This is a genomic window from Methylobacterium sp. E-005 (genome assembly GCF_022829725.1).
Lineage (GTDB): Bacteria > Pseudomonadota > Alphaproteobacteria > Rhizobiales > Beijerinckiaceae > Methylobacterium.
Genome location: NZ_JAKSYG010000108.1, coordinates 24,523 through 39,263 on the forward strand (window position 1 = coordinate 24,523; position 14,741 = coordinate 39,263).

Annotated in this window: 15 protein-coding genes and 1 pseudogene; 9 read left to right on the top strand and 7 right to left on the bottom strand. The window is 68.7% G+C overall.

Annotated features, from left to right (window positions below):
• The first annotated feature begins 220 nt into the window (after positions 1–220).
• A complete protein-coding gene (locus MKK88_RS12750; protein ID WP_244000195.1) occupies positions 221–1,036 on the top strand; it encodes an inositol monophosphatase family protein in 816 nt (271 codons plus the stop codon).
• Positions 1,037–1,069: 33 nt separating this feature from the next.
• On the opposite strand, the gene MKK88_RS12755 is transcribed toward MKK88_RS12750, so the two are convergent.
• Both MKK88_RS12755 and MKK88_RS12760 read right to left on the bottom strand, forming a co-directional pair.
• Entirely contained in the window at positions 1,070–1,306 is a 237-nt protein-coding gene (locus MKK88_RS12755; RefSeq protein ID WP_244000197.1) for an AsnC family transcriptional regulator, read from the bottom strand.
• A gap of 227 nt (positions 1,307–1,533) precedes the next feature.
• Positions 1,534–1,743 carry a cold-shock protein gene (locus MKK88_RS12760; RefSeq protein WP_091712733.1) on the bottom strand — a complete coding sequence of 70 codons (210 nt, stop codon included), beginning with the start codon at positions 1,741–1,743 and terminating at the stop codon, positions 1,534–1,536.
• A 317-nt stretch (positions 1,744–2,060) separates the two neighbouring features.
• Between MKK88_RS12760 and MKK88_RS12765 the strand changes: the two genes are divergently transcribed.
• Positions 2,061–2,450 (top strand): hypothetical protein, encoded by a 390-nt coding sequence (locus MKK88_RS12765; protein WP_091712734.1) that lies wholly within the window; start codon positions 2,061–2,063, stop codon positions 2,448–2,450.
• Positions 2,451–2,459: 9 nt separating this feature from the next.
• Here MKK88_RS12765 and MKK88_RS12770 read toward each other — a convergent pair whose 3' ends face one another.
• Complete coding sequence (locus MKK88_RS12770; protein ID WP_091712736.1) at positions 2,460–2,663, bottom strand: hypothetical protein; 204 nt, start codon at positions 2,661–2,663, stop codon at positions 2,460–2,462.
• 156 nt (positions 2,664–2,819) lie between these two features.
• On the opposite strand from MKK88_RS12770, the gene MKK88_RS12775 reads away from it, so the two are divergent.
• On the top strand, positions 2,820–3,398 hold the full coding sequence (locus tag MKK88_RS12775) for a type 1 glutamine amidotransferase domain-containing protein (RefSeq protein WP_244000199.1): 579 nt from the start codon (positions 2,820–2,822) through the stop codon (positions 3,396–3,398).
• A gap of 48 nt (positions 3,399–3,446) precedes the next feature.
• Here the strand turns inward: MKK88_RS12775 and MKK88_RS12780 are convergent.
• Together MKK88_RS12780 and MKK88_RS12785 are read right to left on the bottom strand one after the other, a co-directional pair.
• Positions 3,447–5,107 (bottom strand): annotated as a pseudogene (locus tag MKK88_RS12780) (calcineurin-like phosphoesterase C-terminal domain-containing protein).
• 184 nt (positions 5,108–5,291) lie between these two features.
• Positions 5,292–6,590, bottom strand: coding sequence for a murein L,D-transpeptidase (locus tag MKK88_RS12785; RefSeq protein WP_244000201.1), 1,299 nt, complete (start codon positions 6,588–6,590; stop codon positions 5,292–5,294).
• A 276-nt stretch (positions 6,591–6,866) separates the two neighbouring features.
• Here MKK88_RS12785 and MKK88_RS12790 point away from each other — a divergent pair, with 276 nt between their 5' ends.
• The 5 genes from MKK88_RS12790 (at position 6,867) to MKK88_RS12810 (ending at position 11,564) form a co-directional block, all read left to right on the top strand.
• On the top strand, positions 6,867–7,208 hold the full coding sequence (locus MKK88_RS12790; protein ID WP_244000203.1) for a hypothetical protein: 342 nt from the start codon (positions 6,867–6,869) through the stop codon (positions 7,206–7,208).
• Positions 7,209–7,250: 42 nt separating this feature from the next.
• The gene (locus MKK88_RS12795; protein WP_244000205.1) at positions 7,251–8,213 is read left to right on the top strand and encodes a DUF1775 domain-containing protein; all 963 of its coding nucleotides are present in this window, start codon (positions 7,251–7,253) and stop codon (positions 8,211–8,213) included.
• 48 nt (positions 8,214–8,261) lie between these two features.
• Positions 8,262–8,678: a hypothetical protein gene (locus MKK88_RS12800; protein WP_244000206.1), complete on the top strand. Its 417-nt coding sequence runs from the start codon at positions 8,262–8,264 to the stop codon at positions 8,676–8,678.
• A 42-nt stretch (positions 8,679–8,720) separates the two neighbouring features.
• Positions 8,721–10,853 carry a TonB-dependent receptor family protein gene (locus MKK88_RS12805; RefSeq protein WP_244000208.1) on the top strand — a complete coding sequence of 711 codons (2,133 nt, stop codon included), beginning with the start codon at positions 8,721–8,723 and terminating at the stop codon, positions 10,851–10,853.
• Positions 10,854–11,033: 180 nt separating this feature from the next.
• Positions 11,034–11,564 (top strand): DUF1465 family protein, encoded by a 531-nt coding sequence (locus tag MKK88_RS12810; RefSeq protein WP_244000210.1) that lies wholly within the window; start codon positions 11,034–11,036, stop codon positions 11,562–11,564.
• A 24-nt stretch (positions 11,565–11,588) separates the two neighbouring features.
• Here MKK88_RS12810 and MKK88_RS12815 read toward each other — a convergent pair whose 3' ends face one another.
• Both MKK88_RS12815 and rpmE read right to left on the bottom strand, forming a co-directional pair.
• Positions 11,589–11,954: a hypothetical protein gene (locus tag MKK88_RS12815; RefSeq protein ID WP_244000212.1), complete on the bottom strand. Its 366-nt coding sequence runs from the start codon at positions 11,952–11,954 to the stop codon at positions 11,589–11,591.
• 420 nt (positions 11,955–12,374) lie between these two features.
• The gene (rpmE, locus tag MKK88_RS12820) at positions 12,375–12,623 is read right to left on the bottom strand and encodes a 50S ribosomal protein L31 (RefSeq protein ID WP_244000214.1); all 249 of its coding nucleotides are present in this window, start codon (positions 12,621–12,623) and stop codon (positions 12,375–12,377) included.
• A gap of 242 nt (positions 12,624–12,865) precedes the next feature.
• Between rpmE and MKK88_RS12825 the strand changes: the two genes are divergently transcribed.
• Entirely contained in the window at positions 12,866–14,710 is a 1,845-nt protein-coding gene (locus MKK88_RS12825) for an ABC transporter transmembrane domain-containing protein (RefSeq protein ID WP_244000216.1), read from the top strand.
• Positions 14,711–14,741 lie beyond the last annotated feature (31 nt).

The following is a 14,741-nucleotide window of genomic DNA, read 5'->3' on the forward strand; positions in this document are numbered from 1 at the left end:
AATGCTTCCTTGAATGCTCAACATTTCCTTGCGCGGATTGGTCGTTATCGATTGATCAACCAGCATCCTTGTGGCGGTGCGGGCGGCGCCGTACAACGGCAGGGCCGGGTGCGCGATCATCCGCGGCCGGCCCCCACAGCTCGATCGTCCTGCCATCCGGGCGACCGGATGGATGGCGCGATGGACTGTCCGGCCCTCAACGGATCCCACGCGGAGCGCGATGCCCGAGCCCCTCACCGACGACGCCGTATCCGCCCTGATGCCGGAGCTGCGTGCCGTCATGCGCGAGGCTGCCGATATCGCGCAGCCGTTCTTCCGGCTCGGCGGCCACACCTCTGCGAGGATCTGGTCGAAGGCCGGCGGCTCACCGGTGACGGAGGCCGACGTCGCGGTGGACGCCTTCCTGAAGGTCCGCCTGAGCGCGCTGGTGCCGCAGGCGGCGTGGCTGTCGGAGGAGACCGCGGACGATCCGGCGCGTCTCGGCCACGACCTCGTCTGGATCGTGGATCCAATCGATGGCACCCGGGCATTCCTGTCAGGTCATCCCGACTGGTCGATCGCGGTCGCGCTGCTCGCCAGGGGCGAGCCGCTGATCGGGTTCGTGCACGCACCGGCGGGGAAGACCGATTACGAGGCCGTGCGCGGACGCGGCGCGACGCGCAACGGCACTCCCATCCGCGTGGACTCCCGGCAGGCTCTGCCAGGCGCCCGCATCACCGGCCCGAAGCCGATGCTCGACCGCCTGACGCGGGGCGCCGGGCCGAACCCCGATTTCAGCGTGGTTGCCCGGATTCCATCCCTCGCCCTGCGGCTCGCACGGGTGGCGGAGGGCAGCGTCGATGTCGGCATGATCTCGGGTCATGCCCGGGATTGGGACCTTGCGGCCGCCGATCTGGTCCTGCGGGAGGCGGGTGGCGTCGTCTGCGCTTTCGATGGTGCAGCGACCCCTTACAACCGGCCCGAGCCGGTGCACGGCGAGTTGCTCGCGGTTCCGGCGGCCCTGCGCGATCCCGTCCTCACGGCGTGGGATCGCTGACGATTTGGGGCCGCCGAGGCTGATGCGGGCCCGTCAGGCCGCGCGCACTTCGCGGAGCGTGACCGCGCCGGGGGCGATCCCGAGGCGGTCGGCGAGATGCCAATGCAGCTCGCGTGAGGAATGGTAGTTGTAAGAGCGGTCGATCAGGTGGCTGATGTCGCTCCCCGTCTGACTCGCGGTCTTGGCCTCCGCCAGCTTACCAACCCGGAAGGTTGGGGCGTCGGTCACGGGGGACCGGAGGCCGCGACGGCGTGTGTACTCGAATAACATAAGCGTCTTTTCTTATCTGGACCGGACATTAGCTCCGTCCGGCGTCGTTTCTGGGATATTGCCTCCGGCGCAACCTGTTTCCGAATGGGTTTGTCCGGACCGGTAGCGTCGGAAGGGGGAGCCGCATCGTGCGGCCGGTTCGTCGTCCCGACCCGGCGTTCCGCTAGGCAGAACCCCCTGTCACGTCATGCGCATCAGGGGGCGCCGGGGCAGGACCCGCCGACGGATCAGGCCGCCTGGAGGTTGCCCGCAGCGTCCTTGCCGCTGCGCTTGTCGGTCAGGATCTCGTAGGTGACCCTCTGACCTTCGATCAAGTTGCGCATTCCGGCGCGCTCGACGGCCGAGATGTGCACGAACACGTCCTTGCCGCCGTCGTCGGGCTGGATGAAACCGTAGCCCTTGGTCTCATTGAACCACTTCACAGTGCCGGTATTCACGTAGTGTACCTCATTCGTCCATAGGCCACCGGCGCGGCGTAAGCGCCGCGTGGTGCACCACGGTCTTTCTGGATTTGGCCAGTGCGGCGGGGCGCGAGTCGCTGAACCTTGAACAGCGTCAGCCTCGGTGGGTAAGCCCCCCGAGGACGTATTTAGGCGTGGGCTGCGGCCGCAACAAGGCACTGCGCGCGTATCTTCTGCGTCGCAGGCGGGGGTGAAGGCGCAACCCTGCTCCGCCGCCCCCTGGGATTTCGAGCCTTCACGATGCATATACGGAGTACGCGCAAACAGTTACGGCGCGCGGCTCTGGACGATACATGGCAGGCATATCGGTTTCGCTGGACGGCGCGAACATCCAGCTGTCCTTCCAGAAGGACGATCAGGCGACAGCGGTGGTGATGGACGCCCGAGCCGCCCGCGCCCTGGTGCGGGCCGTCGGGCAGTTGCTCACAGCGATCGACGATACCGACGAGCCGGATATGGCCGATGAGATGGGCGATGAGGAGATCGCCATGCTCGACGTGACGTCCTCGGCGATCGAGATCGGAACCGACGAGGAGGGGCAGGCCGTGGTCGCGCTCCAGGCCGGGGCTCTGCCGCCGTTCCAGCTGCGCCTCACCGACGAAGAGGCCCGCCACGTCGTGACGAGCCTCTCCGAAATCCTCAACGCACCGCGCGACGTACGCACCTCGCACGGCGGTCACTGACCGTTCGCTTCACATCCGCGTGCCGGGATCGGTCGGCGTACCAGGGAAGATGTCGGGCTCCGAGCCCGGGCCACCCGGCTCGCCGATGCCGGGATCGTTCACCGGGTAGGGCGTGCGCGGTCCGGTCGGGCCAATATCGGGCTCCTCATCAGGAATGGGCGGGGGCGGCGGCAGATCGCCGGGCGTCGGCTCGGGTAGGCCGGGATTGGCCATGACGCGGCTCCTATCGGTTCGGGATGGGGACCAACGGATCGGGCTCCGGTGGGTTCCGACCGGTGTTCGCCGCAGGGCAGGTCGGTTCGGATCGGCGGGAACAGGCCGCGGGGCGCTTGGTTGATCGGGCCAAACCCGATCAGCAGGAGGTACTCCATGCCCGACATCCGCCAAGCCGAGATCCTGATCCTCGCCACCGACGGCTTCGAGGAGAGCGAACTGACCGTTCCGCAATCCAAACTGTCCCAGGCCGGTGCCCCCGTGACGGTCGCCGCCCCGCAATCGCGCCAGAGCAAGGGCACGATCCGTGGCTGGGACAAGACCGACTGGGGGAAGGACGTCGCGGTCGATACCGATGTCGAGCAGGTCGATCCGTCAGCCTACGACGCGCTCGTCCTGCCGGGTGGCCAGATCAATCCGGACAAGCTGCGGCTCGAGCCCAAGGCCCTGGAGGTGATCAAGACGTTCCTGACCTCCGGCAAGGTGGTCGCCGCCGTGTGCCACGCGCCCTGGCTCCTCATCGAGGCCGGCGCGGCCAAGGACCGCGACCTCACCTCGTTCAGCTCGATCCGCACCGACGTGATTAATGCCGGCGGTCGGTGGCACGATAAGGAAGTCGTGACCGATCAGGGCATCATCACGAGCCGCAACCCCGGCGACCTCGATGCGTTCTGTGCGAAGATCATCGAGGAGATCCAGGAAGGCGGCCACGGCACGCGTCAGCTCGCGGCCTGAAGCCGCTATCGAGCGGATCCCCCCTCTCCCCACGTGCGGGGAGAGGATTTATCCGCGTCCGCGCTCGCCGTGGATCTCCAGCACGGTGCAGCTCCGAATCGGACGCCCGTACTCGTCGGTTCCCTCCACGGTGACGCGGTGGGCGCCTGATGTGAGGTCGTCAGGCAACCGCGCCGTCCAGATATGGCTGGAGGGCGTGGCCTGCACCCAGCTCTTCTTGGTCTCTGGATAGCGGGCGAACAGTTCGGCGACGAACGGATCGGTTCGACGGGTCCGGGCCAGCGCCAGAGCCGGGCGGTCACCGATCCGGAGTTGAGCTTCGTGCGCGGGCCGCCGTCGAACACGTTCACCACAAGAGTCGTGTCGGGCAGCGCGTCCTGCGGCACCGGTGGCCGGAGACCCTGCACCGGCCGGGTCAGGCGGATGACCTCCACGGCGCCGACCCGCGCCTCGCTCTCGAAGAGGATGCGCATCGTCTCGTCCGGCTGGCCCTGCGCCGGGACATAGCGGGTCGTGTAGTCGGTCCCGCGCACGGACAGGACGTGAAAGCCGTTCGGCGTGCCGTCGCGGCTGTCGGCCGAGGGGATGCCGGTGCGCGTGTCGGGCCCGCTCCACCACGAACCCGAGACGGCGGTCAGCACGTGATGGTGGTGCCCCTCGGCCGGGTAATGGTGCTCGGTCGTGTGGGTATGGCCGGACAGGCTCAGCACCGTGCGCCCGGCCAGCAGGTCGAGCAGCGCGGTCCGGTCCGTGGTGATGCCGTGGGGATCGTCCGGCGTCGTGTCGGTGAAGAGCGGGATGTGCATCGCGAGCACGATCAGATCGTCCCGCGGGATCTCGGCGAGGAGGTTGCAAAGGAAGGCCAGGCTGCGCTCGCCAATCTGGCCGCGGTAGGTGTTGGCCCCCACCGGCACCGGCGGCCCCAGCCACTCGACGTTGTCGAGCATCACGAACCACGCGCGGCCGTGGCGGAAGGCGTAGGTCGGCGCGCCGAACACCCGTTTCCAGGTTTCCCGGCTGTAGCGGGCATCGGGCGCCTGCATGTTGAGGTCGTGGTTGCCCGGCAGGCTGTACCAGGGCAGGCCGATCCGCCCGACGATCCGGTTCGACCGGCCGTAGAGCGAGAGGTCGTCGAACAGCACGTCGCCCATGGTCATGCCGAAGGCGGCCGGGATCGCCATGGCGCGGGCAATCGCGGTGTCGCGCACGTGGTCGAGCTCGAACCGGCTCTCGGGCTGCGGATCGGTGAACAGGACGACGTCGAAATCCGTGGGCTCGTCGACGCGGGTCACGGTGAAGTCGATCGAGGCGGGCAGCTTTCCGGTCGGCGCGACGCCGCGATAGCGCAGGCCCAAGCTGGCGGGCGTGCCCTCCGGCTGGTGGATGTAGGAGTGGCGCGGCACGTTGTCCGCGTCCCGCGGCAGGGCATAGCCCGGCGGCTTGATGACGAAGATGGCCCCGTCGCCGGGCAGCGGCAGGCGGTAGCGACCCTGGTCGTCGGTGCGCGCGATCTCGCGCCCGTTGGAGACCAGCACACCCGGCAGCGGCGCGCGGTCCATGCCGGTCCCGTCGGTCGCGTAGACGATCCCGGTCGCCTCGACGACGCCCTGCGCCTCCGCACGGCCGGCGAGGAGGCTGAGGCCCGCGAGACCCACGACGGTCTCCCGGCGGGTCAGGCTTCCGTCTCCGGATGGGGATTCGCGCGACATCGGGGCTCCTAGCGGTGTCCTGCTGCGTCGCAGGAAGCCGGCAAAGCGGTCTCCACGACGTGTGCTGTGACGGCCAAGCAGACGCATTTGACCGGGCGATGACAGACGCACTTCCAAACGCGCGAGGCCCGCATCTCGGGGGAGATGCGGGCCTCGGATCATCCGGAGCGGGTCGGGCGGAGGATTACTCCTCGTCGCTTGGCTCGAAGGTCTGCGGCATCGGCTCGGCGCTGGCGACCGGGGTCGGTGCGCCGATGGTCGAGGGGACGTTCACACCGTCGCGCTTGTAGATGTCGTCGCGGAACTGGACGATGCCGTCCGGGGTCGACCACGCGGTGATGTAGGTCCAGTAGACCGGCACCGGCTGGGCGATGTTGGCGTCGACACGCTTGCCGCTCTCGATCGCCTCCTCGACCTTCTGGCGATCCCAGCCGGGCGTGTCCTTCAGCAGCCACGTGATGTACTCGCGCACGTTCTGCACGCGCACGCAGCCCGAGGAGATGAAGCGGAAATCGTCGCCGAACACGCCCTTGGTGTTCGTGTCGTGCATGAACACGCCGTAGGGATTCGGGATGTTGATGCGCACGATGCCCATCGAGTTGAAGTCCGCGCCCGAATCCTGCCGGTAGGTGTAGCGGGTGCCCTCCTCGGAGAACCAGTTCACCGATTTCGGCGAGATCTCCTGGCCGTTCGAGAGGATGCGGATCCGGTTGTCGGTGAGGTAGTTCGGATCCTTCTGCATCTTCGGGATCAGGTCCTTCTTCACGATGGAAGCCGGGACCGTCCAGGTCGGGTTGAAATTGATCTGCGTCGCCTTGGTGTTCATGATCGGCGACTGGCGGTCGATCTTGCCGACGCCCGCGGCGTGAAGCGTCACGACCTGACCGTTCTCGACCGTCTCGACGAGGGCGGCCGGGATGTTGGTGATCACGAAGCGGCGGCCGAGATCGCCCGAATAGGAGCGCAGCCGCACCACGTTGGTCTCGAGCTGGCGCAGGCGCACGTCGGCGGGCACGTTCATGGCCTGCTGGGTGGCAAGGCTCATCGTGCCGGTCTGGCTGAGGCCGTGCCGGGCCTGGAAGCGCTTCACGCCGGCCGCGACGTAGGAATCGTACACGCCCGAGCCGCCGGCCGCCGAATCGAGATCGCCGGTGACAATCAGGCGCTGGCGCACGGCGGCCACGGCCGGGCCGCGGGAGCCGATGCGCAGGTGCTCGGCGCCCGAGACCTGCTTCCAGCCGCCGCGGGTGACGATGTCCTTGTAGCGCTCGACCATCTGCTCGGTCGCCGCCACGGTCTGGGGCGAGAGGATCGGCACGGTCTCGCGCTGCACCTGCATGCCGGCGGGCGAGGCGTAGTCCTGTGCCCATTCGGCCTGAGCATAGTTGCCCTGGTCACGGGCCTCCGCGGCACCGAGGCCCAGGGTGCCGAGGGCGGCCACGCTGAGGAAGGTGGTGAACCGGTTATGTGCCGTCTTGCGCATCGGTCGCTGGCTCTGGTCCGGAGTCTGTTCGGATCGTGGCGGGAGAAGTTGGTCTCGGCCGCCACGCTGTCGGGTTGTGGCTTAAGACTCCCTATCGAAGGGGCCGGAATATGGCATCGCGGTGCGCCAGCGCACGCAGCCTTCAGGTGCGGCAGCCTGGCAACAGCCACGGGCGTTTCGGTGTGGCAGGGATGCCATAGTGATCCGGGTCGAACCGGGAACGGGCGCAGCATGGACCGGGCTTCGGCCAGATCGATACGATCCGACGGCAATCCCGTGGCGCCCCTGCGCGGCGTGATCGCTGTGCTGGCGCTCTACGCCTTCGTGCTCCAGGCCTTCCTGGGCGGGCTGATGCCGATCCCGGCCACCGCCGCCGGGCTCTGCGCGCAGCACGCGGCCTCCGATTTAGTGTCGGACCGGCTGCCCGCCCACGGTCACGGCGATTGCTGCACGGCGGCGCAGGCAACCGGCACAGTCCTCCCCGCTCGCGTCGCACCGGCCATCGTCGCGTGGACGTCCGAGAATCGTGGCGGGCCCGCCTATCGATCCGTCAGCCGGGTCGGCGCCCGCGCCCCGCCCGACCGCAGCGTATCACCACGGGGGCCCCCATCCGCCTGAGCGATCGTTCCCCGACGACTCCCTCAGAACGGATGCATTCCCATGAAGATTTCTGTCTCGGCCGTGATCGGCCTCGGCCTCGTCGCATCGGCGGCGCAGGCCCACGCGGTGCTGGAGCGCAAGCAGGCGATCCCCGGCTCGACCTATCGCGGTGTCGTCCAGATCATGCACGGTTGCGACGGCAAGCCGACCACCAAGGTGAGCGTCAGCATCCCCGAGGGGCTGATCGGCGCCAAGCCGATGCCGAAGCCCGGCTGGACGCTGGCGACCACCCGCGGCGCCTACGCCAAGACCTACACGACCCATCACGGCACCGCTTCGGAGGGCGTGAAATCGATCACGTGGAGCGGTGGCTCCCTGCCGGATGACGAGGTCGACGAGTTCACCTTCCTGGCGCAGGTGTCCGACACGTTCGAGCCCGGCGCGACGGTCTACGTGCCGGTGCAGCAGGGTTGCGCGGAGGGCAGCCATTCCTGGTCCGACATCCCGAAGCCAGGCCAGGACGCCCATGACCTGAAGGCGGCGGCCCCGGCCTTCCGCATCGTTCAGGCCGCCCAGACGGGCGGGGCGATGGCAGCCCAGGCGGCCCCCATCAAGGCCGGAGACCTGACCATCGAGACGCCGTGGCTGCGCGCCACGCCGAACGGCGCCAAGGTGGCGGGCGGCTATGTGCGGATCACCAACACGGGCAGCACGCCGGACGTGCTGACCGGCGCCGCGGTGCCCTTCGCCAAGTCGGGCGACATCCATTCCATGTCGATGGAAGGTGGTGTGATGAAGATGGCGCCGGTCTCCGACGGGCTGACCATCAAGCCCGGCGAGACCGTCGAACTGAAGCCCGGCGGCTATCACCTGATGTTCGAAGGTCTCACCGGTGCGCCGAAGGCCGGCGAGACCATCGCGGGGACGCTCACCTTCCAGCGGGCCGGCACCGTTCCGGTGACCTTCTCGGTGGCGCCGATCGGGGCATCCGCGCCCGGTGGCCAGCACCAGCACCAGCACTAGCGGTTCAGCAGAAGCCGCGCACCGAGAACGAACAGCCACGAGCGCCCGATGGCGTGCGCCCAACCCCACGGCAACCGGACCGGATCACTGGGGCGTCACACCCGGCTGATCCCGGCGGGTCGCCGTCTGCTGGCGATCCTCGTCCTGTACGTGCTCGCACTCCAAAGTGTCCTCGGCGGCCTCGCGATGGCCGCCGCGGCAGGGCCGGAGCACGTGCTGTGCCTTGCCGGCGACATCGACAGGTCGGGTCTGGACGATCCGCATCACCCGGCCCCCAGGCCGATGGCCTGCTGCGTCGCCTGCCACATCGCCAGTCCGGCCGCCCTCCCCGCCCCCAGGCCGGCCGAAGCCATGCCGGTTCCCGACCCGGTCGCGCTCGTCCCGGCGCGGTGGGCGCGCGTCGCCCTGCCGCGGGCACCCCCTGAAACCGGTCACCGCGCCCGAGCCCCGCCCCCCGTCTTCTGACCCGATCGCCCCTCCCCGATCCTCAGACACGGATACGAGTCCATGCCCTCCCCCAGCCGGGCCGGCCACCGCGCCGCCCTGTCGCTCCTCGTCTGCGCGACGCCATCGGCAGTCCTTGCCCAGGACCCCGCCGTCACCCTCCCCGAACTCAGCGTCGTCGGCGACGCCACGCCCACCGGTCCGCTTCCGGGGGAGGCGCGTGGGTCGCTCTCGGTGCCGAGCGTCGACCGCCAGCGCGCGACGCTCTACCAGACGGTCGGATCGGTCGCCTTCGTGGACGCCGCGACCCTTCAGGATCGCTACACCAATACGATCCGGGACGTGCTGAAGGACGTGCCGGGCGTCTACGTGCAGGAGCGCTACGGCCAGGAACTGCGCCTGTCGGTACGCGGCTCAGGCGTCGCCCGGAACTTCCACCTGCGCGGCATCGAGATCCTGCAGGACGGCATTCCGTTCAACCTCGCGGACGGGAGCGGCGACTTCTATCAGATCGACCCGCTCGCCCTGCGTTCGGTGGAGGTCTACAAGGGGGGCAATGCCCTGACCTTCGGAGCGACGACGCTCGGCGGCGCGATCAACTTCGTCACGCCCACGGCCTACACGGCCATCGCGCCCAACCTCCTGCGCATCGATGGTGGCAGCTTCGGCACGATCCGCGAGCAGGCGCAGATGTCCCGCATCGACGGGCCGCTCGACGTGCTGGTCAACGCGACGCTGACCAATTCCGACGGCTTCCGCGCCCACGAGGCGCAGGCGACCAAGAATTTCAATGCCAATATCGGCTACCGGATCGCCCCCGACATCGAGACGCGGTTCTATCTCGGCACCTATCTCACCGACCAGAAGCTGCCCGGCAGCCTGACCCTCGGCCAGAGCCTGACCACGCCGACGCTCGCCAATCCCACGGCAATCACCGGCAACCAGTCGCGCAAGGTCGAGACGGAGCGGATCGCCAACCGCACCTCGTTCCTGCTCGATGTCGGCAAGCTCGACGTAGACAGCTGGGCGATCCACAAGAGCCTCTATCACCCGATTTTCCAGGCGCTCGACCAGGATGGCTGGACCTACGGCATCAGCCCGCATTGGGCCGGCACCTTCGACCTCGGCGGGTTTCGTGACGACGTGGTGCTGGGCCTGCGCGCCTTCGCGGGCCAGAATTCGGCGCTGCAATTCGCCAACATCCGCGGCCAGCGGGGGGCCCAGACGCTCAACGCGCTGCAGAGCGCATCGAATTATGAGGCCTATGGCGAGAACCGGTTCTGGTTCCTGCCGGACGTGGCGCTGATGACCGGCGCCAAGGCCTTCTCGTCGAACCGGGCCTACAGCGACAAGGGCGGCCTGCCCGGCGACCTGAACCCGCGCTTCGCCACGCTGACCTATGCCGGCATCAACCCGAAGATCGGCCTGCTCTGGCAGCCGCTGCCCACGGTGCAGGTTTTCGGCGACGTGACCCGGTCCCGGGACGTGCCCGATTTCGGGGACCTCGTGCAGCAGAACCTCTTCAACACCACGTTCGTGCCGCTGCGGGCCCAGCGCGCCTGGACCTACGAGGCGGGCGCCCGTGGCCGGATCGACCGCCTCTCCTTCGACGTGACGCTCTACCGGTCGGACCTGCGCGACGAGCTCATCAACTTCTCGACCAATCCCGGCCTCAACATCCCGGCCGCGACCTTCAACACGCCGCGCTCGATCCATCAGGGCGTCGAGGCGGCCGTGACCCTCGACCTTGCGGGCGATCTCATTGGCGCCGGTGACGGCCTGAGCCTGACGCAGATCTGGACGCACAACGATTTCCGGTTCGTGCGCGACCCGGTCTTCGGCAACAACCGCATTGCCGGCATCCCCTCGGATGTGCTGCGCACGGCGTTGAGCTACCGCCATCCGAGCGGCTTCCACATCGCCCCGGCGGTGGATTGGATACCGGAGGGTGCCTTCGCCGACCACGCTAACACCTTGCGGGTGCCGGGCTACGCGTTGCTTGGGATCGAGGCGGGGATCGACTTCCCCAACGGGGTCGCCCTGTTCGTGGACGCCCGCAACCTCACGGACGCGCGCTACGTATCGGACATCGCCGTGGTGGCGAACGCCCGGACGTCCGGCGGCACGGCGAGCTTGGCCGCCTTCTACCCCGGCAACGGTCGCAGCGTCTTCGCGGGCTTGCGTGCCGCCTTTTGAATGCTGGCATCCGCGGGCAGACCGCTTATCTTGGAGTCCCGCGCGGGGTTAACGTTAAAAAAGGTTGAAGCCTGATCCCGGCGCCGATCGGCGCTAGGATTGCAGCGTCGTCGGACAGCACGGGACGAGGCGTCCCATTTCCGGGCAGACAAAGCCGTCGGACGGCACGGGAGAGGCAAGATGAACGGCTTCGATGTCACGTTCCGGGACGATCAGGACTGGGTCGATTTCGGCAAGTCCTACGTCAATTCGGAGGCCTTCAAGTCGCTGTTCCGCGAGGGGATGAAGCTCGTCGAGGAGACAGCCGCCTATCTCGACGGCGAGGGACGCGACGAATCACGCCTCATCTCGCGCGACGCGACGCTGAGCTACGCGGCCGAGAGCATGCGCCTGACGACGCTGCTGATGCAGGTCGCCTCCTGGCTGCTGGTGCAGCGTGCCGTCGCCGAGGGTGAAATGACGCCGGCCGAGGCTCTCTTGGAGAAGCACCGCGTAAAGCTCGGCAGCAGCGAGCCACCGAAGCCGCAGGATTTCAACCTTCTGCCGATGCGGCTCCAGCAGCTGATCATGCGGGCGCGGCGCCTGCACAGCCGCATCCTGCATCTGGATGTCCTGATCACCGAGGACCGGCCGGCGCCCGCCCCGGTGGAGAGTCCGGTCGCCGCTCAGCACGGCCTGCTCCGCATGGCGTTCCGCCTCAGCGACGGCTGAGGCTCTCGAAAGCGGATCCGGCGTTCAGAACGCCGGTAACTGGCTGGGAAACCGCGCCTTGAGGAGTTGGCGGATGGCGTCGTTCCGGAAGGCGCGCACCAGTGGCGGCACCCGATCGGCGTTCCTGTCCGCCTCACGGACCCCGACGACGGTGTTGTAGGGATTGGCCAAAGCCGATTCGAGCGCGACCGGACCCTTGTTCGGCAACGGGTGGTCGGAGAAGACCACGAGCTCGGGACCAAGCCCGTCCCGGGTAACGATTTCCTTGGCCGTCGCCCGGTGAATCTCGGAATCGCCGCCCCAGATGCCGCGCCTGATTCGGTCCCGGGCGCACGCCGGTGCCGATACGATCCACGGGACGGCGAAGGCGAGGGGAAGCGTCCGGATCATCTGAGACGGATCCGCCGTTTAACCGCGCAGACGTTCACGCCGCGGCAAAACCGGAGTTCCAGCAGAGCGCAACGCACGCATCCCAGGATTCCCCGATGATGGATCAACGGGTCGGGGATCCACGATGCGTTGACTGCGATGAGAATGCCCACGGCGCAGAGGGGACTGCGTTCCGAAGCCGATCTGCGACCATCCCGGGACGGATCGACTGGAATCCGACCGCCGGACAGCGGCGTTCTGGCACGGCGGGGCAGGCATTCGCGGTACCGTTTCGTGGAACACAGGCGGATGGCCGATCGCGGCACCACCGACGAGGGCGCGTCCACGGCCGCGCGGCAATCACAACGGAAACGGGCGGCCCCCTGAGGAAGCCGCCCGCCCTGAAACAGATCGCACCCGGGGGTGCAGCGTTCGGATGACTCAGCGCTTGCCGATGTTGCCGAAGCGCGAGTTGAAGCGCGAAACGCGGCCAGCCCGGTCGAGCATCTTCTGCTCGCCGCCGGTCCAGGCCGGGTGGGTGAGCGGATCGATGTCGAGGTTGAGGGTGTCGCCCTCCTTGCCGTAGGTCGAACGGGTCCGGTACTCGGTGCCGTCCGTCATCACGACCTTGATGAAGTGGTAATCGGGGTGCTCTGTCCCCTTGGCCTTCGCGGCCGCGTCCTTCGCCATGACCTGTCGTCCCTGATCTGGCACGCCGGCGGGAAGCGCAGGAGGCGCCGCCCGGCCCGGAATGCGGAAGATGTCACCGGTTGCACCGAACCGTGGGTTCGTGCAACGGCACGTACAAGCCGACCGTGGTGGCGGCCCGCGGCCATTGAACACACGCAATCGGATGAGCGGCGGCGTATACCGCAGGCTCGCCCCGGTCACAAGCGCCGCGGACCGGGAGAGTGACGAACACGAGAGGCGTAATGGCCCGTAGACCCAAGGTGGCCGTTGAGGGGCGGCCGAAAGCGCCGCTGAGCGCGCTCCGGCCGCTGCTCCCGTTCGCGCTGCGCTATCGCGGCCGGATCGTCGCCGGGCTCATCGCCCTTGCCTGCGCGTCCGCCTCGACCCTGGTGGTCCCGATCGCGATGCGCCGGGTTATCGACCACGGCTTCACGGTCGACGGCTCGGGGGTGATCGACGCCTATTTCCTGGCCCTGCTCGGGGTGGTGGCGGCCTTCGCGCTGTCGAGCGCGGCCCGGGTCTACACCGTCGTGACACTTGGCGAGCGGGTGGTGGCAGATCTGCGGGCGGCCGTGTTCGCCCGGCTCACGATCCTCGACCCGGCCTTCTTCGACCGGGCGCAATCGGGCGAGATCGTCTCGCGGCTCACCGCGGACGCGACTCAGATCAAGTCGGCCTTCGGGGTCTCGGTCTCGATCCTGCTGCGCAACCTGTTCCTGTTCGTGGGTGCCACCGCCATGATGGTGATCACGAGCCCGCGTCTGTCCGTGATGGTGCTGGCCGCCATCCCCGTCATCGTTTTCCCGCTGATCCTGTCCGGTCGCGGCGTGCGTCGGCGGTCCCGGGCCGCCCAGGACCGGCTGGCCGAGGCCTCCGCGTATGCCGCCGAGGCGGTCGGGGCCGTGCGGACCATGCAGGCCTTCGGCCGGTCGGGCAGCACCGCCGCCCGGTTCGCGAAGGCCTCCGAGGAAGCCTACGGGGCCGCCCGCGATTCGATCCGGGCGCGGGCGCTGCTCACCGGCGTCGCGATCTTCCTGATCTCCGCCTCCGTGGTGGGGGTGATGTGGTACGGCGCGCAAGGGGTGCTCACCCACACGATGACGGGCGGCGAACTCTCCCAATTCGTCCTCTACGCGGTGTTCGGCGCCGGCGCCCTCGGCCAGCTCTCCGAGGTCTACGGCGACCTCGCCATGTCGGCGGGGGCGGCCGAGCGGCTCACCGAGATTCTGGCGGCCGAGCCCGCGATCCGCGCGCCGGTGCCGGCCCTTCCCCTGCCCGAGCCCGCGCAGGGCGCCGTCACCTTCGAGGCCGTGCGCTTCGCCTATCCGACCCGGCCCGGCCACACCGCCCTCGATGGCTTGAGCTTCGCGGCCGCCCCCGGTGAACGGATCGCCATCGTCGGTCCCTCCGGGGCCGGCAAGTCGACGGTGTTCCAGCTGCTGCTGCGCTTCTACGATCCGCAGGGCGGCCGGATCCTGGTCGACGGCGCCACCATCACGCAGGTCGACCCCGAGCGCCTGCGCGCCCGCACCGCCCTGGTTCCGCAGGATCCGGTCGTGTTCTCCGGCAGCGTCAGCGAAAACATCCGCTACGGGCGGCCGGAGGCGAGCGAAGCGGAGGTCCGGCAAGCTGCCGAACTGGCTCACGCGCACGGCTTCATCACAGCCCTGCCCCAGGGCTACGACACGCAGGTCGGCGAGCGCGGCGTGACGCTCTCGGGCGGCCAGCGGCAGCGGATCGCCATCGCCCGGGCGATCCTCAAGGACGCACCGATCCTGCTCCTCGACGAGGCGACCTCGGCGCTCGACGCGGAATCCGAGCGCGCCGTCCAGGCCGCCCTCGATACCCTGATGCGCGGGCGCACCACCCTGGTCATCGCCCACCGGCTCGCCACGATCCGCGCCGCGGACCGGATCCTCGTCCTCGACGACGGCCGCATCGTCGAGACCGGGACCCACGAGAGCCTGCTGGCCCAGGGCGCGCTCTACGCGCAACTCGCGAACCTGCAGTTCACGGATGCGCTCGACGAGACCGCCCGGGGCAAGGAGCCCCGCACACGCGGCGAGCGGCTGCCGGCGGCCGAGTGAGCCAAACCCGGGACAGGGGTCGCGGCACGGT

What these genes read in the sequence shown, in the direction of transcription:
- MKK88_RS12750 (WP_244000195.1), top strand. Translation starts at nt 221, where the DNA reads ATGCCCGAGCCCCTCACCGACGACGCCGTATCCGCCCTGATGCCGGAG.
- MKK88_RS12755 (WP_244000197.1), bottom strand. Translation starts at nt 1,306, where the DNA reads ATGTTATTCGAGTACACACGCCGTCGCGGCCTCCGGTCCCCCGTGACC.
- MKK88_RS12765 (WP_091712734.1), top strand. Translation starts at nt 2,061, where the DNA reads ATGGCAGGCATATCGGTTTCGCTGGACGGCGCGAACATCCAGCTGTCC.
- MKK88_RS12770 (WP_091712736.1), bottom strand. Translation starts at nt 2,663, where the DNA reads ATGGCCAATCCCGGCCTACCCGAGCCGACGCCCGGCGATCTGCCGCCG.
- MKK88_RS12775 (WP_244000199.1), top strand. Translation starts at nt 2,820, where the DNA reads ATGCCCGACATCCGCCAAGCCGAGATCCTGATCCTCGCCACCGACGGC.
- MKK88_RS12785 (WP_244000201.1), bottom strand. Translation starts at nt 6,590, where the DNA reads ATGCGCAAGACGGCACATAACCGGTTCACCACCTTCCTCAGCGTGGCC.
- MKK88_RS12795 (WP_244000205.1), top strand. Translation starts at nt 7,251, where the DNA reads ATGAAGATTTCTGTCTCGGCCGTGATCGGCCTCGGCCTCGTCGCATCG.
- MKK88_RS12800 (WP_244000206.1), top strand. Translation starts at nt 8,262, where the DNA reads ATGGCGTGCGCCCAACCCCACGGCAACCGGACCGGATCACTGGGGCGT.
- MKK88_RS12805 (WP_244000208.1), top strand. Translation starts at nt 8,721, where the DNA reads ATGCCCTCCCCCAGCCGGGCCGGCCACCGCGCCGCCCTGTCGCTCCTC.
- MKK88_RS12810 (WP_244000210.1), top strand. Translation starts at nt 11,034, where the DNA reads ATGAACGGCTTCGATGTCACGTTCCGGGACGATCAGGACTGGGTCGAT.
- MKK88_RS12815 (WP_244000212.1), bottom strand. Translation starts at nt 11,954, where the DNA reads ATGATCCGGACGCTTCCCCTCGCCTTCGCCGTCCCGTGGATCGTATCG.
- rpmE (WP_244000214.1), bottom strand. Translation starts at nt 12,623, where the DNA reads ATGGCGAAGGACGCGGCCGCGAAGGCCAAGGGGACAGAGCACCCCGAT.
- MKK88_RS12825 (WP_244000216.1), top strand. Translation starts at nt 12,866, where the DNA reads ATGGCCCGTAGACCCAAGGTGGCCGTTGAGGGGCGGCCGAAAGCGCCG.